A 19,680-nucleotide genomic window follows, 5' to 3' on the forward strand; every position below is an offset into this window, starting at 1 on the left:
TCCAGAGAGGCGCATCGGGGATCGGCGGCGATGACGGCTCCTCCACGCACCGTCCCCGGAGGTCTGACGACTCGTGCCGCCCGGCTGCGCTCGATCCGCGCCGCCTCCGAGGCCCTGATCACACCGCTGCAACCGGAGGACCTCTGCCTGCAGGGCATGGCGGATGCCAGTCCACCCAAGTGGCACCTGGCCCACACCACCTGGTTCTTCGACACTTTCCTGCTCCAGCCGCACCTGAGCGATCCGCCCCGGAGCGATCCCCGCTGGTCCTACCTGTTCAACTCCTACTACGAGGCCATCGGAGCCCGGCAGCCCCGCCCCGAGCGTGGCCTGCTCACCCGCCCTCCCATCGGCGAGGTGCTCGACTGGCGCGGGCGGGTCGATGCCGGCCTGGAGCGGCTGCTCGAGACCATCGACGGCGCCACCGCCCCGGCTGATCGCGCTCGGGTGCTGGAGCTGCTGGAGCTGGGCCTCCAGCACGAACAGCAGCATCAGGAGCTGCTGCTGATGGATCTGCTCGACGGCTTCAGCCGCCAGCCCCTGGAGCCGGCCTACGGGGAGGAACCGGAGCGGACCTATGCCGAAGGCCGCTGCCCGGGCCCGCTCGCCTGGATCGACCATGCGGAGGGACTGGCCTGGATCGGCCACGATCCCGAGAGCGACGACGGCTTCCACTTCGACAACGAAGCGCCCCGCCACCGGGTCTGGCTCGAGGGGTTCGCGCTGGCCGACCGGCTCGTGAGCAACCGGGAGTATGCGGCCTTCATCGCCGATGACGGCTACCGGCGGCCGGAGCTCTGGATGAGCGAGGGCTGGCATGCGCTGGCCGAGCGCGGCTGGCAGGCCCCCCGCTACTGGCGCGGGGAGGGGCCGGCCGAGGGCTGGGAGTGGGAGTTCACCCTGGCGGGGCGACGGCCGCTGCACCCCGACGCACCGGTGCGGCATCTGAGCTGGTTCGAGGCCGACGCCTATGCCCGCTGGGCCGGAGCCAGGCTGCCGAGCGAAGCGGAATGGGAGGTGGCGGTGGCACGCGAGCGCAGCGGGGAGGGGCCTGCAGCGGGGCAGCCGTCCCTCCGGCAGGTGGACGGTGTGCTCTGGCAGTGGACGGCCAGCCCCTACCGCCCCTACCCCGGCTACCGCCCCGCAGCGGGAGCCGTCGGTGAATACAACGGCAAGTTCATGAGCTCCCAGCTGGTGCTGCGGGGCAGCGCCTTCCTGACCCCCCCGGCCACGCCAGGGCCACCTATCGCAACTTCTTCTCCCCCGCCAGCCGCTGGATGGCCGCCGGGGTGCGTCTCGCCCGCGACCTTCGCTAGCCCATCCATGCCCGCCACCTGCCTGACCCCAGAGCTGATCGACCTGCATCCGCGGCAGGCCGATCTGGCGAGCGCCGTGGAGGCGGGCCTCTGCCGGACGCCGCGGCAGCTGCCGGCCTGGCTGCTCTACGACGCCGAGGGATCGCGTCTGTTCGACGCCATCTGCCACCAGCCCGAATACAGCCTCACCCGCACCGAAACCGCTCTGCTGGAGCAGCGGGGTCCGGCCATCGGTGCGCATCTGGGTCAGGGCGTTCTGGTGGAATTCGGGGCCGGCAGCGCCCGCAAGGTGCGCCCGCTCCTCGACGCGATGCATCCCCGGGCCTACGTGCCGCTCGACATCAGTGCCAGCCACCTGCAGGAGTCATGTGCGCTGCTGCAGGCGCAGCACCCCAGCGTGCCGATCGTGGCCGTCTGCTGCGACTACAGCGCGCTGCAGGAGCTGCCGCCGCACCCGCTCCTGAGCGGAGCCCCGCGGGTGGGCTTCTTTCCGGGCAGCTCCATCGGCAACTTCAGCCACGGCGAGGCCACCCGTCTGCTGCGCCGCTTCCGGGCCCTGCTGGGGGAGGGCGGGCGCCTGCTGATCGGCATCGACCGGCCCAGGGCCGTGGAGCGGATGGAGGCGGCCTACGACGACGCCGCGGGTGTGTCCGCCGCATTCGCCTTCAATCTGCTGAGCCGCCTCAACCGGGACCTCGGGGCCGATTTCGATCCGGATCGGTTCCGCTACCGGGCCCTCTGGCAGGAGCGGGATCAGCGGATCGAGATGGCCCTGGTGAGCCGGCAGCGGCAGGAGGTGCAGCTGCTGGGGCGGAGCTGGCTGTTCGAGGCGGGCGAGCCCCTGGTGACCGAGCACAGCCACAAGTTCACGCCGCAGCGCTTCTCCGCGCTGGCTGCCGGCGCCGGATGGGACACGGGCCCCGTCTGGAGCGATTCCTCCGATCATGTGTCCCTGCTCCTGCTGGAGCCAGCCAGACTCGGGGTGTCGCAACGGAGGTCCCCATGAGTCGGGACGAACAGATCCAGGCCATGCGCGAGCTGCGCGAAGGGCTGATGCATCGGCTGGAGGAGCTGTACCGCCAGGCCTTCGATCAGATCGGGGAGGCCCCGCTGCGCGAGGGCGCCGTGGCGCGCCTCACCCAGTTGCTGCTGCGCTCGCGCGATGGCGCGATCACCCCGCTGCAGGAGGAGATCGAGCAGCCCCTGATCACCCATGCCCCCGAGACACGCGATCCCGCCTGATGGCCGGCTCGTGGTTCCAGGACCTGGAGCAGAAGCTCGATGAGCAGCTGGAGGCGTTCCTGCGCAGCAACCCGGATCAACGGCAGCGGCTGGAGCAGCAGGAGCGCCAGGAACGCTCGCAATGGCTGCATCGGCGGCAGAAGCAGCTGACCGCTTCCGCCGGACAGCAGCGGCAGGAGCTGATGGAGCTGGCCGAGGAGATCTCTCGCTGGCGCGAGCGGGTGGAACGGGCCAGGGCGGCCGGCGCCGAGGACCTGGCCGAGCGGGCCGCGGACCATCTGATGCGCCTGATGGCTCAGGGGCGTGAGCACTGGCAGGCCCTGGCTTCCCTAGGGGAGGAGATCACGCGTCTTGGCACCGAGCTGAGTGAGCTTGAGGCCGAGACGAGAGACCATCCGCCGGGGCAGACGGTCGGCAGTCGCTCGGGATCAACAGGGTCCTCCGAGGCGGGAACAGACCGGGCGGACAGCCTCAAGGACGCCTGGGAGCGCTTCGAAAGCGAACAGGAACTCGAGCGGCTGCGCCGGCGGGCCCGCTGACTTCGGGCCTCAGGCCTTGGGTGCGGGCGGCTCCAGGCTCACGCCTTCGGGCGGGGGTGTGGGGTCGGGATCGGCGATCAGCATGTGCTGCAGCACGATCTCGGGGCGTTCACTGTCGCGCCAGCGGATGCGGTAAGCCGGCATCTTGGTGCCGCGGCTGGTGGTCTGCTCGACCGGCTCCATCACCCAGCCGCGCCGCGAGCGGCCCTGGGGATTGCGCTTGACGACTGCATCCGCGTGCTTGAAGCGGAACCCAACGCGCTCTCCACTCATCAGGCCTGGTCGGTGTGCAAGTCACACCATTATCCACTCTCGCTCTCCCGTGTCCCGGCCGGGCGCAGCAGCGGGAAGGCGATCACGTCGCGGATCGAGGGACTGTCGGTGAGGAGCATGGCCAGACGATCGATGCCGATCCCGAGGCCGCCGGTGGGAGGCATGCCCACCTCGAGGGCCTGAAGAAAGTCCTCGTCGACGCTGTTGGCCTCCAGGTCTCCCGCCTGGCGCCGCTCCTGCTGGGCCTCCAGCCGCTGCCGCTGATCGAGAGGGTCGATCAGCTCACTGAAGGCGTTGGCGGTCTCCCGGCCGACGATGAACAGCTCGAAGCGCTCCACCAGGCCGGGCCGGCTTCGGTGCCTGCGGGCCAGCGGAGAGATCTCGACCGGGTAATCCATCACGAAGGTCGGCTGCACCAGCTGGGCCTCGACCCGCTGCTCGAAGGCCTCGTTGAGCAGCCGGCCGACGCTGTCGGCCGTGTCCGGGGTCTCCAGTCCCCGTTCCCGCATGGCCGCTGCCGCCGCGTCGCGGTCGCTGAAGCGCTCGAAGTCGAGCCCGGTGGCCTCCAGCACCAGCTCGTGCATGGTGACGCGCCGCCAGGGCGGGGTCAGGTCCACCTCCACCCCCTGGTAGGTGAGGGTGGTGCCGCCGCAGACCTCACGGCTCACCTCGGCCAGCAGGGCCTCGGTGAGATCCATCATGTCGTGGTAATCGGCGAAGGCCTGATACACCTCGACCGAGGTGAACTCCGGGTTGTGGCGGGTGCTGATGCCCTCGTTGCGGAAGATGCGCCCCAGCTCGTAGACGCGCTCGAAGCCCCCCACCACGAGCCGCTTCAGGTGCAGTTCGGTGGCGATGCGCAGGTAGAGCGGCAGATCGAGGGTGTTGTGGTGGGTGATGAACGGCCGCGCCTCCGCACCACCGGCCTCGGCCTGCAGCACCGGTGTCTCGATCTCGAGAAAGCCGCGGGCATCGAGCCAGCGGCGCATGGCACTCACCAGGCGGGCGCGGCGGCGGAACGTGTCGCGGGTCTGGGGCGAGACGATGCAGTCGAGGTAGCGCTGGCGATAGCGCTTCTCCACGTCCGCCAGGCCATGCCATTTGTCGGGCAGGGGCTGGAGGGCCTTGCTGAGCATGCGCCAGCCCCGCACCTTCACCGACAGCTCGCCCCGGTCGGTGCGGCGCAGGCTGCCCGTCACCCCGATCCAGTCGCCCGCATCCACCAGCCCGGTGAGGTGGGCGAAGGCTTCGGGGTCCTCGTCGGCCATGGCGGCCGACAGGGTCGCCTTCTCGATGAACAGCTGGATCGAGCCGCTGGCATCCGCCAGAGTGAAGAAGGCCAGCTTGCCCATGACCCGCCGGGTCATCACACGACCGGCCACAGCCACGCTCACGTCTCTCTCCTCGCCGGCCGGCAGGTCCGCGTAGGCCTGCTGCAGCTCCGCCGTCTGGTGGCTGGGCCGGTAGTTCAGGGCGTAGGGCGACTGGCCGATGGCCTCCAGGGCCCTGGACTTTTCAAGGCGGGTCTCACGAAGCTCGGACAAGGCAGCGGAACGGGCCGGCGCCTCCCATCCTCCCGCTCAGCCGCCGGCGGCCAGGGCGGCCTCACCGCGGCGCTGGGAGGCGTAACCGGTGCCCCGGACCGTGAGGATCAGCTCGGGATTGCGGGGATCGGGCTCGAGCTTGCCGCGCAAACGGGCCACGTACACATCGACCACCCGCAGGTCGGCTGCGCGCCGGGGCGGGTAGCCCCAGAGCTGCTCGAGGATCTCGGCTCTGGGCACGACCCGGCCCGGCTCACGGAACAGGAGCTCCAGCAGGCTGAACTCGGTGTAGGTGAGGGCGATGCGCTCGCCATCGCGCGTCACCTGACGGCGGTTGGTGTCCACCACCAGATCACCCAGGCGCAGCACACCCTGGCCTCCGGCCGCGTCCCCGAGGTCGGCGGCACCGGCCGATCGGCCGACGCGGCGAAGGATCGAAACGATGCGCGCCTCCAGCTCCTTGGGGCTGAAGGGCTTGGGCAGGTAGTCGTCGGCGCCGAGATCGAGGCCGGCGACCCGCTCGCTGATGCTGTCGAGGGCCGAGAGAAAGATGATCGGCACACAGGATTCATCCCTCAGCCGCCGGCAGACCGCGAAGCCGTCCAGACGGGGCAGCATCACATCGAGCACCACCAGGTCGGGCTGCTCGCGGTGGAACAGGGTCAGAGCCTGCTCGCCGTCCTCGGCTGCGATCACCCGGTAGCCGGCGAGCTGCAGCCGCATGAGCAGCACCCTGCGCACGGCCGGCTCATCGTCCACCACAAGGATGGTGGCCTTCGGCCGTGCCTGGTCGGGCGCTGGCATGAACCCCCTATTTATGAAGATTCACAACCTTACTCATCGGAGTCGCCTTTCCAGGTGGCGGAAGCCCCCCTCAATGCCGCTTTTTCGATTGTTTTAAGAAATGGCCGCCGCTGCCGGCGTGGGCTCAGGGCTGCGCCGCGTCCGGGCCCTCGGGCCAGCGGGCCCTGGCGTAGCGGTTCCACTGGCGAGCCGCCTCCGCCACCGCCTCGTCGCTGCTGATCTGGCCGAGCATCGCCCGCTGCAGTTCGGTGTAGACGATGGCCTGCAGGCGCTTGATGCCGGGTGTGGCCGGAACCAGCACCCGGCCGCGGCGGAGGGTGCGGGCCGACTCGAGTCGGGCATCGCGGATCAGGGTCTCCGCCGGCGTGGCCGGAACCTCACGGCTCAGGGCGGCCTCCACCTCCTCCAGGGCCTGCACCGATGAGGGCAGCACCCGGGCCAGCTCGGCGAAGCGGGCCTGGTTGGACGCGTTGGTGAGGAAGAGAGCGAGGCTCACAGCCTGCTCCGGCATGGCGCTCTGGCGCGGCACGGCCAGGGTCATCACGGCCACGTTCGCCGCTCCATCGGCACCCGTGATCGGTGGATGGGGCCGGGTGGCCGCGGCCACGCCCGGGGCGTTGGTCTGGATGGTGCGCAGGAACTCGGCGCCGCTGGCCAGCAGAGCCAGCTCACCGCTCTGGTACAGCTCGATGGCGCGACGCTGGCCCTGACTCACCACCTCGCGCGGCAGCAGGCCCTCCCGGTAGAGATCGGTCCAGAAGGCGAAGGCCCGCCGGCCCGCCTCGGTCTCGAAGCCGGCGCGAAGGTCCTCATCCAGCAGAGTCACCCCCATCTGGACCATCGACTCGAGCAGCTCGGCCGAGTCGTCCGGCACAACGGTCACGAACAGGCCGTAGCGGCCGGTGGCCCGCCGCACGGCCCGGGCGTAGGCCGGAACCTCCTCCCAGGACCGGGGCGGTCCCTCCAGGCCGGCCCGCTCCAGCAGATCGCTGTTGACCAGACTGATCCGGGCCGTGAGGTACCAGGGGATGGCGATCTGATCGTCGCCCTGGGCACCCGCCTCCCAGATGCCGGGCAGATAGCGCTCGGCCGTTCCCTCCGGCAGCATCGGCTCGAGATCCAGAAGCCCCCGCTTGCTGGCCAGATTGGCGGCGAAGGGAGGGTTGAGGTTCACCACGTCCGGCGCCGTGCGCGCGAACACGGCGGCCAGCAGCTTCCGCTCCACCGACCCCCAGGGCAGGTCGGTCCACTGCACCTCGGTGCCGGGATGGCGGTCCTCCCAGTCGGCCAGTACGGCGGCCATGTAGTCGTTGAATTTCGGGGCCAGCTGCAGCGTCCAGAGCTGCAGCTCACGGCGCCCATCGGCGGAGCGGGGCCCGCTGCAGCCCGCCAGCAGCAGACCGAGCAGGAGGCCGAGGGCCATGCGCCTGGGGATCCGGAACAGCATCGCGGCGGGGGAACGGGGCATCAGACGGGCGCCAGGCGACGCCAGAGCAGCAGCAGGGGCGAGCAGCAGAGCGGAGCCAGCAGAGCGGTGATCAGCACCTGGAGCACGGCGGTGACCAGAACGCCATCGAGGGCGGAGGAGGACATCCGCGGCCAGTCGGCGATCCAGAGCTGGGCCAGAACGCTCAGGTTGAGCAGCGCGGCCCCCAGCAGAGCGAGCAGACCGAGATTGAGGCTGCGCTGGATCGGAGGGGCGCGCAACCCGATCCTTCCGTACCACCAGCCCAGCAGCAGCAGAGCGGGCAGAACGCTCGGACCATCCAGATGCAGCGCGTCCACCAGCAGACCGAGGGCCAGAGCCATCAGCAGGCCGGAGCGGCGCCCATCCACGAGCGCCCAGGGCAGCAGCCACAGCACCGACCAGCAGGGCGGCACGCCATCGAGCCGGAGCAGGGGCGGGTTCCCCAGCTGCAGCAGCGGCACCAGCAGAACAGGACCCAGACAGAGGGGGCGGCGGATCAGCTGACCTCTCATGGCAGGCGGCGGATCTGGACCCAGTCGATCGCCGCCACGGGGGCGCTGGGCTGCAGCAGGGCGGTGGGAGCGGGCACGCTGCGCTCATCGAGCGAGGCGATCACCCCCACGGGCAGGTTGGCCGGCACCAGGGTGCTGGCCGGGGAGGTGGTGACCACATCGCCGACGCGCACCTGAGGGTCCTTGTCGAGGAAACGCAGCACCGGCCGGCTGGAGCCGGCCCCCTCCAGCAGGCCGTGGCGACGGGTGCGGGGCACCCAGACGCCCACATCACTGCCGCGGGCCGTGAGCAGGCGGACCCTGGCGGTGCTCGGGGTGACACTGGCCAGGGTGCCGATCAGACCGCCGGGGCCCATCACGGCATCGCCGGCCTGCAGACCGTGCAGTGAGCCGCGACCGAGCTCCAGCTGCTGCCACCACCCCGCGGTGGAGCGGGAGATCACCGGTGCGGCGATGAGGGTGGCGTCCGCATCCGCCAGGTCCAGCAGCCCGCGCAGCCGGGCGTTGTCCCGCTCCAGCAGGGACAGGCGGGTGCGCTGCTCGAGGCTCGTGGCCGAGTCGATCCACTGCCGCTGGGCCGGACCGGGCCAGAAGGGCCGACTGATCAGGGCATAGAGATCGGCCGGGCCGGCCCCCTTGCCGAAGCGCACGAGCACCAGGGCGGCCAGAGCGACCAGCCAGGGCAGGCTCTGCTGGATGCGCCCGACGGACGGGCGGCGCAGCCAGCGCCAGGAGGGCATGGCGATCAGGTCGTGGCGCGGGCGAAGTCAGGGGTGTCGAGCACGCGCTGGAGGCGCTTGTAGTCCTCCAGCACCTGACCGCAGCCGTTGACCACACACAGCAGGGGGTCCTCGGCGATGTGGGTGAGGATGCCGGTCTCGTGGCTGATCAGCTCACTGATGCCGCGCACCAGGGCGCCGCCGCCGGCCAGCATGATGCCGCGATCGACGATGTCGGCCGCCAGCTCGGGCGGGGTGCGCTCGAGGGTGCGCTTCACCGCCTCGACGATCACGTTGAGCGGTTCGGCCATCGCTTCCCGCAGGTCGCCGGCACGCACCGTGATGGTGCGGGGCAGGCCGGAGAGCAGGTGGAGGCCACGCACGTCCATCGTCTCCTCGTCGAAGCCGTTGTCCGGGAAGGCGGAGCCGATGCGGATCTTGATCTCCTCCGCGGTGCGCTCGCCCACCACGAGGTTGTGCACCTTCTTGAGATAGACGCTGATCGAATCGCTCAGTTCGTCGCCGGCCACGCGCACCGACTCCGAGAGCACGGTGCCGCCGAGGCTGAGCACAGCCACTTCGGTGGTGCCGCCGCCGATGTCGACGATCATGGTGCCGATCGGATCGGTCACCGGCAGGCCGGCACCGATGGCCGCGGCCACCGGTTCATCGATCAGGTGCACCTCGCGGGCGCCGGCGAGGCCGGCCTCCCGCACGGCCCGGCGCTCGACGCCGGTCACACCGCTGGGGATGCCCACCACCAGGCGCGGCGCCACGATGCCGCGGCCCTCATTGCCCTTCTGGATGAAGGACTTGATCATCTGCTCGGCGGCGTCGAAATCGGCGATCACGCCATCGCGCAGGGGACGCACCGCGCGGATGTTGCCCGGCGTGCGGCCGAGCATCAGCTTGGCTTCATCCCCGACGGCGAGCGGAGCGTTGCGCTCCAGGTCCATCGCCACCACCGAGGGCTCCTGCAGCACGATGCCGCGGCCGGAGACATAGATCAGTGTGTTGGCGGTTCCCAGGTCGATGCCGATGTCGCGCGAGAGCTGGAAACGACGCAGAAACACGGAGAATCCCGGAAGGGCGTTGAATCATACGGACCGTTCCGGGGCGGGTCCGGAGCCACGGCCTGAGACGCGTCGGCCCGGCCGGGGAAGTGTTTGAACGGTGAGGCACGGAAGCGTGCCGCATCATTGATCCATCACCAGCAGAAGGAACCGAATCATGGGTGTGAATTCCGTGACCCTCGTCGGCCGTGCCGGCCGGGACCCCGACGTGCGCTACTTCGAATCGGGGAGCGTCGTGGCCAATCTGACCCTGGCCGTGAACCGCCGCAGCCGGGATGACGAACCCGACTGGTTCAATCTCGAGATCTGGGGCAAGCAGGCCCAGGTGGCGGCGGATTACGTCCGCAAGGGATCCCTGCTCGGGATCATCGGCAGCTTCAAGCTCGACCGCTGGACCGACCGTGCCACCGGTGAGGAGCGCAGCAAGCCCGTGGTGCGGGTGGACCGTCTCGAACTGCTGGGCTCCCGCCGGGACAGCGAAGCCGGCGCCGCCTCGATGGATGAGGGCGGTGGCTACGGAGGCGGAGCGCCGAGCGAGGCGGAAGTGCCCTTCTGAAGACGCGGGCGCGTCTCAGTCGCTGGTGTGGCGGCGGCGCCAGGCCCTGAGGCCCAGCCAGATACCGCCGCCGACCACCGCCACCACCAGCAGCACCTTGATCACCTTCGACACCGGCTCGATCCAGAGCTCGACGCGGGCGTAGCTCTCGCCCAGGGCGATGCCGGCAACGGTGAGCAGGATGGTCCAGATCAGGCTGCCGGCCGTGGTCCAGATCAGGAACGGCACCATCGGCATCATCTCCACACCGGCCGGCACGGAGATGAGGGTGCGGATGCCGGGCACCAGCCGGCCCCAGAACACCAGGGCCGAGCCGTAGCGGGAGAACCAGCGCCGCGAGCGGGCCAGATCGTCGGGGCTGATGCCGAGCCAGCGGCCGTGGCGCCCCAGCCAGTGCTCGAGCCGCTCCTCGTTCACCAGCCGGCCGATGCCGTACCAGGGGAAGGCACCGAGCACGGTGCCGGCCAGGCCGGCCAGCACCACCGGAATGAACTGCAGCTGCCCCTGCTGCACGTAAAAGCCCCCCAGAGGCATGATCAGCTCCGAGGGGATGGGGGGGAACAGATTCTCCAGAAACATCGCCGCGAAGATCGAGCCGTACCCCAGCCACTGGTTGGCGGCCACGGCCTGCCCGATCAGCTCGGGCAGGCGGGTGACCAGGTCGGTGAGGCTCATCGGCGCGGGGGTGCTGTCCGGGTCATCGTCCGCGTTCGGGCGGGATCCGGCGAGCGCTCCGGGATCAGTAGCGGTAGTGGTCGGGCTTGTAGGGGCCGGCCACCGGCACGTTGATGTAGTCGGCCTGCTCCTGGCTGAGCTCGGTGAGGCGGGCACCGATGCGCTCCAGATGGAGGCGGGCCACCATCTCATCGAGGTGCTTGGGCAGCACGTGCACGCTGTTGCCGTACTGCTCACCGCGGCAGAACAGCTCGATCTGAGCCAGCACCTGGTTGGTGAAGGAGTTGCTCATCACGAAGCTGGGGTGACCGGTGGCGCAGCCCAGGTTCACCAGACGGCCTTCGGCGAGAAGGATGATGCGATTACCGCTGGGCAGGGTGATGTGATCCACCTGGGGCTTGATCGTCTCCCAGCTGTACTGACGCAGCGAGGCCACATCGATCTCATTGTCGAAGTGGCCGATGTTGCAGACGATCGCCTCATCCTTCATGGCGATCAGATGCTCATGCCGGATCACATTGAAGTTGCCGGTGGCGGTGACGAAGATGTCGACATCGCGCACCACATCGTCAAGACGCACCACGCGATAGCCCTCCATCGCAGCCTGCAGCGCGCAGATGGGGTCCACCTCGGCCACCATCACCGTGGCGCCCAGGCCGCGCAGGGACTGGGCCGAGCCCTTGCCCACGTCGCCATAGCCCATCACCAGGGCCACCTTGCCCGCCACCATCACATCGGTGGCGCGCTTGATGCCGTCCACCAGGGATTCACGGCAGCCGTAGAGGTTGTCGAACTTGCTCTTGGTGACCGAGTCGTTGACGTTGATCGCCGGGAAGCAGAGATCACCGCTCTTGTGCATCTGCACCAGGCGGGCCACACCGGTGGTGGTCTCCTCGGTCACACCGCGGATCGCAGCGCGCACGCGGGAGTAGAAGCCGGGCTGAGCCGCCAGCTTCTGGCGGATGGCGCTGAACAGGGCACGCTCCTCATCGTTGGAGGGGTGGTCGAGCACCGACGGATCGCTCTCGGCCCGGCTGCCGAGCATCACCAGACCGGTGGCATCGCCGCCGTCGTCGAGGATCATGTTGGGGCAGCCACCATCGCCCCACTCGAGGATGCGATGGGTGAAGGCCCAGTACTCATCCAGGGTCTCGCCCTTGTAGGCGAACACCGGAATGCCGGAGGCGGCGATCGCCGCGGCGGCGTGATCCTGGGTGGAGAAGATGTTGCAGGAGGCCCAGCGCACCTCGGCGCCCAGCGCCACCAGGGTGTTGATCAAGACAGCCGTCTGGATCGTCATGTGCAGGCTGCCGGCGATGCGGGCACCCTTGAGCGGCTGGGTGTCGCCGTGCATGCGACGCAGCGCCATCAGACCGGGCATCTCGGTCTCGGCGATGGCGATCTCCTTGCGACCGAAATCGGCCTGGTTGATGTCAGCCACCACGTAGGAGCTGGTGGTCTGCGGCAGGGCAGACGAAACAGGAGGCGTGGCCACCATGACGTGCAAAACTCCCTCGCGGGGAGGCGATGTTGTTCAAAAACCGCGGAGGGCCGAGGCTTCGGGCTCCAGTGGCGACACCCTACAAGGATGAAGAGTTGGCTCGCTGATGCCGCCGCCACGGAGGATCTGGGGCGTGATCTGATCAACCGGCTGCTGCCAGGGGCCAACGCAACCGAGCCGTTGCCGGGACCGGCGACGCTGCCGGTTCTGCTGCTGCGGGGCGCCCTCGGGGCCGGCAAGACCTGCCTGACCCGGGGCCTGGCCCGGGGTCTGGGCATCGAGGAGCCGATCACCAGCCCCACCTTCGCGCTCGCCCAGCACTACAGCGGCTGGCGGCACGGAACCGAAACCGCCCTGGTGCACCTCGACCTCTACCGGCTCGAGCAGCCGGCGGCGGCCGATGAGCTGTTTCTGCAGGAGCAGGAGCAGGCCGAGGAGCGGGGCGCGCTGCTGGTGGTGGAGTGGCCCGAGCGCCTCTCCTTCACGCCGCCCGGGAGCTGGACGGTGCAGCTGGAGATCGTGGCGGAGGGCCGGCTGGCGCGGCTCAGCGCTGCAACAGCGCCCTGACGGCGTCCGCGTCGGGCTGAGGTTCGATGGCGCCCTCGCCGCCGCAGGTGAGCGCGCCGCAGGCAGAGGCGAAGCGGATCGCCTCCTCCAGGGGAGCCGCGGCAGCCGAATCGATCATGCCGGGGTCCTCGGCCAGCCGGTGCAGCAGACCGGCGGTGAAGGCATCGCCCGCGCCGGTGGTGTCCCGCACCGGCACAGCCAGCGCCGGGCACGCCCCCTCGAGCCGGCCATTGCTCCAGCGCACCGGCCGGGAGCCATCACTGATCACCACCAGACAGGCCTGATCGGGGCGACGGGGCAGAGCCCGATGCACCACCACCGGATCCCGGCTGGCGAAGAGCCACTCGGCCTCCTCGGCCGCCAGCTTGAGCACCGCCACGCGCGGCAGAACAGCCAGGATCGGGTGGCGGGCCTGGGCTGCGGAGCAGGGCCAGAAGGTGGGCCGCCAGTTCACGTCCATGGCGATGGGCACCCCGGCCGCCTCCGCCATGGCCATGGCCAGCGCGTGCGCGCGGGCCGCAGGGCCGCCCGCCATCGGGATGGTGCCCACGAGCAGCCAGGCGGCCCGGGGGAGCAGCGCCTCCAGCACCGGTTGCAGGGCGTCGGGGTTCAGGGCCTGATCGGCGAAGCCGGCGCCGCGATCACCCATGAAGCCGCCGAAGCAGCGCTCCCCGGCCGCATCGCGCGACACCAGCACCACCCGGGTGGGGCGATCCGGGTCCGCCTGCAGGCCATCGGGGCGCACACCCCGCTGCTGGAAGAGGGCCCGGAAGCGGCGACCGGCGTCGTCCTGCCCAAGACGCGCGACCAACGCAGAGTCTGTACCCAGCCGCGCGAGGGCACAGGCCACGTTGGCCGGCGCACCGCCCAGGCAGTCGCTGGAGGGTCCGATCCGCACATCACCACCCGGCGGCCCGAGCCGATCGATCAGGGCCTCACCCAGACAGATCACCAAGGCGGGGGCGGCGGCAGGGCTCATGGCTCCAGGGGCAAAACCGGGCTCGATCCGGCCGGCGCAACGCGGAACCAGCCGGGTTCCGCGGCGGCGAGCCAGTCGCGCAGGGCCGCGATGATGCGGCTGTTGGCCGCCGGAAAGGGGTAGCGCTCAAGCTCGGACACCGCCACCCAGCGCACCTGCTGAGAGGCGAGGGGCCGGGGCACGCCGGAGCGCCAGCGGCAGAGGTGCACCAGGAAGCGGAGTCGCTTGTGGCTGTAGGCGTGGTCGAGCTCGATCAGGGGCTCGGCCACATCCACCTCGATGGCGAGCTCCTCGCGCAGTTCGCGGACGATGGTGGCTTCGATCGCCTCGCCGGGCTCCTGCTTGCCGCCGGGAAACTCCCAGAGGCCGCCGAGCAGACCTTCATCGAGGCGCTGATCGATCAGCACCTCCCGCCGCTCGTTGAACACCACCCCCACGCCCACGACGTGGTGCGGCACCGGTCGCCGATCGGCCTTCACGGGGTAGCGGTCCACAGTTCCGGCAGCGTAGGCAGCGCACCACGGCCGCCAGGGACAGCGCTCGCAGGCGGGCGCGCGCGGGGTGCAGACGGTGGCCCCGAGATCCATCAGCGCCTGGTTGAAATCGCGCGGGCGAGCGGGATCCAGCAGGGTGTCGCTCCAGCTCCAGAACAGGGCCCCGGCCCGGGCCGGTGGGGTGGGGCAGGCGAGCAGGCGGGCCAGCACACGCTTCACGTTGCCATCGAGGATCGCCTCCGGCGCATCGAAGGCCGAGGAGAGGATGCCGGCGGCGGTGGTGCGACCCAGCCCGGGCAGGGCGAGCCAGTCGGCCAGATCCTGAGGCCAGGGCGCACCGGTCACTGCGGCACGTTCCTCCAGCTGCTGGGCCGCCTGCTGCAGACGGCGGGCCCGGCTGTAGTACCCCAGCCCCTGCCAGACCAGCAGCACCTGATCCGGTGGGGCGGCCGCCAGGGTCGCCCGATCCGGGAAGGCCTCCATCCAGCGCCGCCAGTAGGGCCGCATCACCCGCAGCTGGGTCTGCTGCAGCATCACCTCGGCGATCCAGCACGCCTGGACACTGAGCTGCTCACCAGGCTCGGGCCACCTGCCGGCCCTGGTGACCATCCAGGGCTTCTGTGCCGGATCGCGCCTGCCGTGGACTTCCCACCAGGCCAACAGCGAGGCGGCCAGCGCAGGCGCCTCTCTGCTGAGGTTGGACGTCGTCAGCGGCAACGGCTGGCCGTTCGAGACACGTGGGGCCGAGCGAGGGTGAGGCCAGGAGCCATCGAGGAAGGGCCTACGCAAGGGCCGGATGCAACGCTCTCGCGTCGTCCGGCTCCATGCAGGGCTCGCCTCGGCAGGGATTGACTTCCATCACAACGTGAGACAGCTGAGGAACGCCGGCAAGAAGTGCCTTGTAGTGAGCTGGAGGCTTCGGGTGGTGCGTGACCAGCGCAATCGATGCGGACAGATGGCCACTGCTCAGCCGCCAGACATGGAGGTCGCACACGCGATTGTCCGAGTCATTCTCAATGCGTGCGGTGATCTCCCGTCTCACCCCGTCGCCGGCTGAGGCGTCCAGCAAGATGGCGCTGGAGTCACGAATCAACTCCCAGGCCCAGCGCGAGATGACCAGAGCTCCAACACATCCCATCAGGGCATCCATCCAGATCCATCCCAGCACCTTGCCGCAGGCGAGAGCAACAATCGCGAGCACCGAGGTCAGCGCATCCGCGAGCACGTGGATGTAGGCCGCTTTGAGGTTGAGGTCATGATGATGCTCGTGGTGACTGTGTCCATGGGCGTGGCCATGGCCGTGACCTCCATGGCGATCAAGGATCAAGGCGCTGGCCAGATTCACAACCAATCCCAGAACAGCCACCGCGATGGCCTGATTGAAGAAGATGGCATGAGGAGCGAACAGTCGCTCCAGCGACTCAACAATCATCAGCACCGCAACAACGCCCAGTGCAACAGCGCTGGCGAAGCCGGCAAGGACCTCCACCTTCCCGGTCCCGAAGGTGTAGAACGGGTCCGAGGCATGTCGCCTGGCGTAGCGGTACGCGAAAACGGTGATCGCGAACGCGGCGACATGGGTGAACATGTGCCAGCCATCGGCCAGAAGCGCCATCGAGCCAAACAACGAGCCCGTGACGATCTCGACGACCATCGTGATGGCGGTGATGGCCATCACAATCCTGCTGGCTCTCTCAGCACGACGATGGTCGGACGAGAAGTTATGCGAATGCTGCCATTCACCCAGCGAGTGACGATGCATGGATCGACGATTCGTAGCCTTCTGGACCCTACGCCCAGGCTTTGCGCCTGGCTTCACGCCTGACGATGATCACCTGAAGGAGATTCGCTGGTGCAACTTGCTCAGCCGCCAGTGCTCACGCTCGTCTCCCACTCGGCCCGGAGGCTCGCCTCACTCCAGCCATGGCGACCCGCCTGGGTGCGGAAGAACGGCTCCCAGTGGCTCTCCAGCACGTCCACCTCCTCGGCCCCCGAGCGCAGGCTGCGCCAGCCTGAGGCACCTGGCATCCGGCAGGCCCTCCCGCCCGGCAGTGGTTGGGTGCCCTGAACGGCGCGCGCGAGGCGGTCCGACTTGTCCCGCACCGCCTCCATCGGACCGAAGTGGGACGGGTCGATGCACAGATAGAAGCTGCCTCCGACCGAGGCGCCCTGGGCAGAGCCATTGACGAACTGCGCCAGGGTCGGCACCTCCGGTGTGATCGTCCCAAGCGGGTTGATCACCGACTCCATCGACTCCAGGAACAGGTTCAGCATGTAGAGCCTGGGCTCATGCAGGTTCTGGAAACAGCTCTGATCGAAGACCCGCCCATACCCCTCGACCGGCCTGGCGTACGGGGCCAGATCGTTGCTGAGCTGGCCGGTGATCGTATCGATGACGGAATTGTCGCGCACCTTCGTGCCCTGCAGAACGGCCTGGGCGGTGTCGCCGTCATACCACTCGCAGACCTTCGTGCTCATCCAGACCGGGGGTTCGTCTCCCCCCGGGCAAATGCCATCCAGCGGACCCACCTGCAACACGTTGCCCATCCCGCCGAGCGGCGAGGCCATCGGGACACTGTTGTTGGCCGTCATCGCCCAGCAGTCCTTCTCGTGGGCCAGCCAGGCGTAGGACGAGAAGCTGCCGGCATCGTTGTGGTTGGCACCGAAGACGATGGCCAGGCCGTGCTCCTTGGCCTTGGCGATGGCGGCGCGGGCCATCCGTGTGAGCGTGAAGTAGCCCGAGGAGCGGTGACCATCAAAGGCAGCCCAGGTGGGCCCCTCTTTCACCAGCTCGGGCTCAGCCGTGATGTCGAGCTGGCCCTGGCGGAAGGTGAGATCGATCGCCTCGTAGACGCCCAGCCCCTGGTTCAGCTTCCCCTGGCGCATCCCGATGATCAGCGCATCGGCCACGGCATCGCCATGCTCCTCGCTGGCACCGTTGGCCATCCAGACTCGCTTGAGGCAGTAACGCATGAAGTCGGCATTGACGCTGCAGGTCTTCACCTGGGCTGACATCAGCAGCTGATTGAGGAGTCGCGCAGGCTAGCCATGCCGGTCCCGGCGTCCTGGTTACGATCGCCTTTGACAGAACTCCATATCATGCCGTTCGACGCCAATGATCTCGCCTCTGTGAAGATTCAGCAGGAGCATGAATTTCTGCCGCTGAGGGCCTGCATCATCGGCAACCCCAACGACAACATCCTTCCGCCCTACAACGAAGCAAGCAAGGACTACGTCGACCACTTTCCTGAGCGCTTCCGGGACGCCATCCGCAACATGGGTGACAAGCCTCGCCGCATCTCCTAGGTGCTGCCGGATCTGGCCGAGTCGATCGCCACCGGCCTGGATGATCTGGAGCGTATCTACCGCAAGCACAGCGTCAAGGTGTTCCGCACCCACGAGGCGCCGCCCGAAATCACCAACTACTTCGGCTTCAACGACACCGGCTACTGGAGCTTCGGCACGGCGGACAACTGGAAAGTCCTCGGCAATGTTCTGGTCGAGCTGGCCGCCACCGACAACATCCGCTGCATCAACCCCCAGGTTTTCGAGTATCGCGAGTTGATCTGGAAGGCATTTGAGAACACACCAGGTTCGGTCTGGGTGTCCATGCCGCCGGCGGCTCCGGCCGATCTGCTCGTCACACCGGGTCGGGGACCCTTCGTGGTGGGGGCGGACATCAAGCTGCTGGATGGGAAGAACATCCTGGTCGGCTGCGGTGTGAACAGCCGGGCCGCGATCGGTCAGCGCAATCAGCAGCGGTCCGCCATGAATGAGGACGGCGTCGCCGTCTTCAAGGCCCTGGCGGAGCGGCTGGGCTACACCGTTCACCAGGCCTACTACGACACGCGGGTATCGTTCCACATGGACACGATCTTCGGACTGGTGCGCGAGGGCATGGTCATGTATCCGAAGAATGCCTTCTTCGAGATGCCGGAGTACGTGACCTCCAATTACGAGGTCCTCGATGTGCCGATGGACGAGTGCATTGACGGCCTCTCCGGTAACAGTGTGCCGATCAACGCCTCCACCATCGTGGTCAACGCCCAGTGCGTCCGAACGATCGAGATCCTCGGCCGTCATGGCATGACCGTCGAGGCCGTGGAGTACGGCACCGGCGCCAGCCTGGGCACCGGCCCCTGGTGCAGCACCTGTGCCATCTGGCGGGAGTGAGAACAGCGACCGTTCAGGTCCTGACGAACCCGTTCACCACCAGGGCATTGATCAGGTCGATGAAGAAGCCGCAGACCAGCGGCACCACGATGAAGGCGCGGTGGGCGGCGCCGTGCTCCTTGGTGACGGCCGTCATGTTGACGATGGCCGTGGCGGTGGAGCCGAGCGAGATGCCACCGAAGCCGGCGGCGATCACGGCCGATTCGTAGCTGCGCCCCATGGCGCGGAAGACGACGCTGATGGTGAACAGGATCGAGATCACGATCTGCAGCGTCATCACCACCGCCACGAACAGCAGCACCCCCTGCAGCTGCCAGATCTGCAGCCCCATCAGAGCCATGGTGAGGAACATGCCCAGGGAGATGTCGGAGATGAGCGCCACCCCCTGCTCCGGCCGGCCCCGATAGAGGGGAGGGAAGGGGAGCAGAGGCGGCAGGGCGTTGCGCACCAGGATCCCCGCCATCAGGCAGGACACGAACAGGGGCACCCGCCAACCGGCAGCCTCCAGCAGCTGATCGAGGCCGTAGCCGCCGAGAAGGGCCACATTGAGCCAGAGCCAGGCCCAGAGCACGTCGTAGGAATCCACCGGCGTGGAGGCCTCCTGCCGAAGCACACCCACGTCGAGCTCGCCGCGGCCACCCTGCAAGCTGTAGCGACGCATCAGGTGCATGGCGATCGGGCCGCCGATGCAGCAGGCCGCGATCAGACCCACGGTGTTGCAGGCCACGCCGATCTCGAGGGCGTTGGCAATGCCGAGCTCGTCCACGAAGGTGGGCGCCCAGGCCAGGGCCGTGCCCACACCCCCACCAGGGAGATGGAGCCCGCCATCAGGCCGACCTTCGGATCCATGCCGAAGCCTGCGGCCACGAGCATCCCGAGCAGGTTCTGCAGCACGATGTAGGCCGCCGCCAGCAGCGTGAGCAGCAGCAGCGGCCTGCCGCCGGCGATCAGGCTGCGCAGCTCGGACTTCAGCCCGATCGCCGCGAAGAAGTACACCAGCAGCCAGTCGCGGATCGAGAGGTCGAACACCACCTGACGGCCGCTGAGGCCATACACCAGGGCGACAATCGCGGCGCAGAGAAAGCCGCCGATCACCGGCTCGGGAATGCTGTAGCGCCGCAGAAAGGCGACCCGATCCAGCGACGCCTTGCCGACGAAGAGAAGAATGATGCTGAGGTTGAAGGAGAGGAACGAATTGACCTCGATCTGACCCACATCGCCCCCTCAGCGCGGGCGAGTCTCCCA

At 68.8% G+C, this 19,680-nt stretch carries 20 protein-coding genes and 2 pseudogenes; 8 read left to right on the top strand and 14 right to left on the bottom strand.

Features of this window, described 5'->3' with window-relative positions; all coding sequences use genetic code 11:
• Positions 1-30 precede the first annotated feature (30 nt).
• The 4 genes and pseudogenes from egtB to EVJ50_RS09900 all read left to right on the top strand — a co-directional run bounded on the left by egtB (position 31) and on the right by EVJ50_RS09900 (position 3,097).
• Positions 31-1,316, top strand: a pseudogene (gene egtB, locus EVJ50_RS09885) (ergothioneine biosynthesis protein EgtB).
• A 7-nt stretch (positions 1,317-1,323) separates the two neighbouring features.
• Positions 1,324-2,322: an L-histidine N(alpha)-methyltransferase gene (gene egtD, locus EVJ50_RS09890; RefSeq protein ID WP_225322887.1), complete on the top strand. Its 999-nt coding sequence runs from the start codon at positions 1,324-1,326 to the stop codon at positions 2,320-2,322.
• Positions 2,319-2,558, top strand: coding sequence for a hercynine metabolism small protein (locus EVJ50_RS09895; protein ID WP_150883759.1), 240 nt, complete (start codon positions 2,319-2,321; stop codon positions 2,556-2,558). The genes egtD and EVJ50_RS09895 overlap by 4 nt, the downstream gene beginning before the upstream one ends.
• The gene (locus tag EVJ50_RS09900) at positions 2,558-3,097 is read left to right on the top strand and encodes a hercynine metabolism protein (protein WP_150883761.1); all 540 of its coding nucleotides are present in this window, start codon (positions 2,558-2,560) and stop codon (positions 3,095-3,097) included. Before EVJ50_RS09895 ends, EVJ50_RS09900 begins: the two co-directional genes overlap by 1 nt.
• A gap of 9 nt (positions 3,098-3,106) precedes the next feature.
• Here the strand turns inward: EVJ50_RS09900 and EVJ50_RS09905 are convergent, their stop codons facing one another.
• The 7 genes from EVJ50_RS09905 to EVJ50_RS09935 form a co-directional block, all read right to left on the bottom strand.
• A complete protein-coding gene (locus tag EVJ50_RS09905; RefSeq protein ID WP_006851112.1) occupies positions 3,107-3,370 on the bottom strand; it encodes a hypothetical protein in 264 nt (87 codons plus the stop codon).
• A 29-nt stretch (positions 3,371-3,399) separates the two neighbouring features.
• Positions 3,400-4,914 (bottom strand): lysine--tRNA ligase, encoded by a 1,515-nt coding sequence (gene lysS, locus EVJ50_RS09910; RefSeq protein ID WP_150883763.1) that lies wholly within the window; start codon positions 4,912-4,914, stop codon positions 3,400-3,402.
• Positions 4,915-4,950: 36 nt separating this feature from the next.
• A complete protein-coding gene (rpaB, locus tag EVJ50_RS09915; protein WP_150883765.1) occupies positions 4,951-5,718 on the bottom strand; it encodes a response regulator transcription factor RpaB in 768 nt (255 codons plus the stop codon).
• A gap of 124 nt (positions 5,719-5,842) precedes the next feature.
• A complete protein-coding gene (locus EVJ50_RS09920) occupies positions 5,843-7,186 on the bottom strand; it encodes a sugar ABC transporter substrate-binding protein (RefSeq protein ID WP_225322888.1) in 1,344 nt (447 codons plus the stop codon).
• A complete protein-coding gene (locus EVJ50_RS09925; protein WP_150883767.1) occupies positions 7,186-7,698 on the bottom strand; it encodes a rod shape-determining protein MreD in 513 nt (170 codons plus the stop codon). The genes EVJ50_RS09920 and EVJ50_RS09925 overlap by 1 nt, the downstream gene beginning before the upstream one ends.
• The gene (gene mreC, locus EVJ50_RS09930; protein ID WP_150883769.1) at positions 7,695-8,438 is read right to left on the bottom strand and encodes a rod shape-determining protein MreC; all 744 of its coding nucleotides are present in this window, start codon (positions 8,436-8,438) and stop codon (positions 7,695-7,697) included. The genes EVJ50_RS09925 and mreC overlap by 4 nt, the downstream gene beginning before the upstream one ends.
• 5 nt (positions 8,439-8,443) lie before the next feature.
• Positions 8,444-9,490 carry a rod shape-determining protein gene (locus EVJ50_RS09935; RefSeq protein WP_150883771.1) on the bottom strand — a complete coding sequence of 349 codons (1,047 nt, stop codon included), beginning with the start codon at positions 9,488-9,490 and terminating at the stop codon, positions 8,444-8,446.
• 157 nt (positions 9,491-9,647) lie between these two features.
• Between EVJ50_RS09935 and EVJ50_RS09940 the strand changes: the two genes are divergently transcribed.
• Positions 9,648-10,046 (top strand): single-stranded DNA-binding protein, encoded by a 399-nt coding sequence (locus tag EVJ50_RS09940; RefSeq protein ID WP_150883773.1) that lies wholly within the window; start codon positions 9,648-9,650, stop codon positions 10,044-10,046.
• A 15-nt stretch (positions 10,047-10,061) separates the two neighbouring features.
• On the opposite strand, the gene EVJ50_RS09945 is transcribed toward EVJ50_RS09940, so the two are convergent.
• Together EVJ50_RS09945 and ahcY are read right to left on the bottom strand one after the other, a co-directional pair.
• The gene (locus EVJ50_RS09945) at positions 10,062-10,721 is read right to left on the bottom strand and encodes a DedA family protein (RefSeq protein ID WP_150883775.1); all 660 of its coding nucleotides are present in this window, start codon (positions 10,719-10,721) and stop codon (positions 10,062-10,064) included.
• A gap of 64 nt (positions 10,722-10,785) precedes the next feature.
• Positions 10,786-12,219, bottom strand: coding sequence for an adenosylhomocysteinase (gene ahcY, locus EVJ50_RS09950; protein ID WP_150883777.1), 1,434 nt, complete (start codon positions 12,217-12,219; stop codon positions 10,786-10,788).
• A 90-nt stretch (positions 12,220-12,309) separates the two neighbouring features.
• On the opposite strand from ahcY, the gene tsaE reads away from it, so the two are divergent.
• A complete protein-coding gene (tsaE, locus tag EVJ50_RS09955) occupies positions 12,310-12,789 on the top strand; it encodes a tRNA (adenosine(37)-N6)-threonylcarbamoyltransferase complex ATPase subunit type 1 TsaE (protein WP_150883779.1) in 480 nt (159 codons plus the stop codon).
• Here the strand turns inward: tsaE and EVJ50_RS09960 are convergent.
• The 4 genes from EVJ50_RS09960 to EVJ50_RS09975 all read right to left on the bottom strand — a co-directional run bounded on the left by EVJ50_RS09960 (position 12,767) and on the right by EVJ50_RS09975 (position 17,277).
• Positions 12,767-13,768, bottom strand: a complete 1,002-nt coding sequence (locus tag EVJ50_RS09960) for a carbohydrate kinase (protein WP_150883781.1) — start codon at positions 13,766-13,768, stop codon at positions 12,767-12,769. The two genes, tsaE and EVJ50_RS09960, sit on opposite strands and share 23 nt — an antisense overlap.
• Positions 13,765-14,796: an 8-oxo-dGTP diphosphatase MutT gene (mutT, locus tag EVJ50_RS09965; RefSeq protein WP_370455483.1), complete on the bottom strand. Its 1,032-nt coding sequence runs from the start codon at positions 14,794-14,796 to the stop codon at positions 13,765-13,767. Before mutT ends, EVJ50_RS09960 begins: the two co-directional genes overlap by 4 nt.
• Positions 14,797-15,043: 247 nt before the next feature.
• A complete protein-coding gene (gene dmeF, locus EVJ50_RS09970; protein ID WP_370455484.1) occupies positions 15,044-15,937 on the bottom strand; it encodes a CDF family Co(II)/Ni(II) efflux transporter DmeF in 894 nt (297 codons plus the stop codon).
• Positions 15,938-16,125: 188 nt separating this feature from the next.
• Complete coding sequence (locus EVJ50_RS09975; protein WP_150883787.1) at positions 16,126-17,277, bottom strand: Ldh family oxidoreductase; 1,152 nt, start codon at positions 17,275-17,277, stop codon at positions 16,126-16,128.
• Between the two features lie 84 nt (positions 17,278-17,361).
• Here EVJ50_RS09975 and EVJ50_RS09980 point away from each other — a divergent pair, with 84 nt between their 5' ends.
• Both EVJ50_RS09980 and EVJ50_RS09985 read left to right on the top strand, forming a co-directional pair.
• Positions 17,362-17,568 carry a hypothetical protein gene (locus tag EVJ50_RS09980; RefSeq protein ID WP_150883789.1) on the top strand — a complete coding sequence of 69 codons (207 nt, stop codon included), beginning with the start codon at positions 17,362-17,364 and terminating at the stop codon, positions 17,566-17,568.
• Entirely contained in the window at positions 17,569-18,435 is an 867-nt protein-coding gene (locus EVJ50_RS09985; RefSeq protein WP_150883791.1) for a hypothetical protein, read from the top strand. It begins immediately after the preceding gene.
• 13 nt (positions 18,436-18,448) lie between these two features.
• Here the strand turns inward: EVJ50_RS09985 and gltS are convergent.
• Positions 18,449-19,650 (bottom strand): annotated as a pseudogene (gene gltS, locus EVJ50_RS09990) (sodium/glutamate symporter).
• Positions 19,651-19,680: the final 30 nt, after the last annotated feature.

The organism is Synechococcus sp. RSCCF101 (assembly GCF_008807075.1).
Taxonomy (GTDB): Bacteria; Cyanobacteriota; Cyanobacteriia; order PCC-6307; family Cyanobiaceae; genus RSCCF101.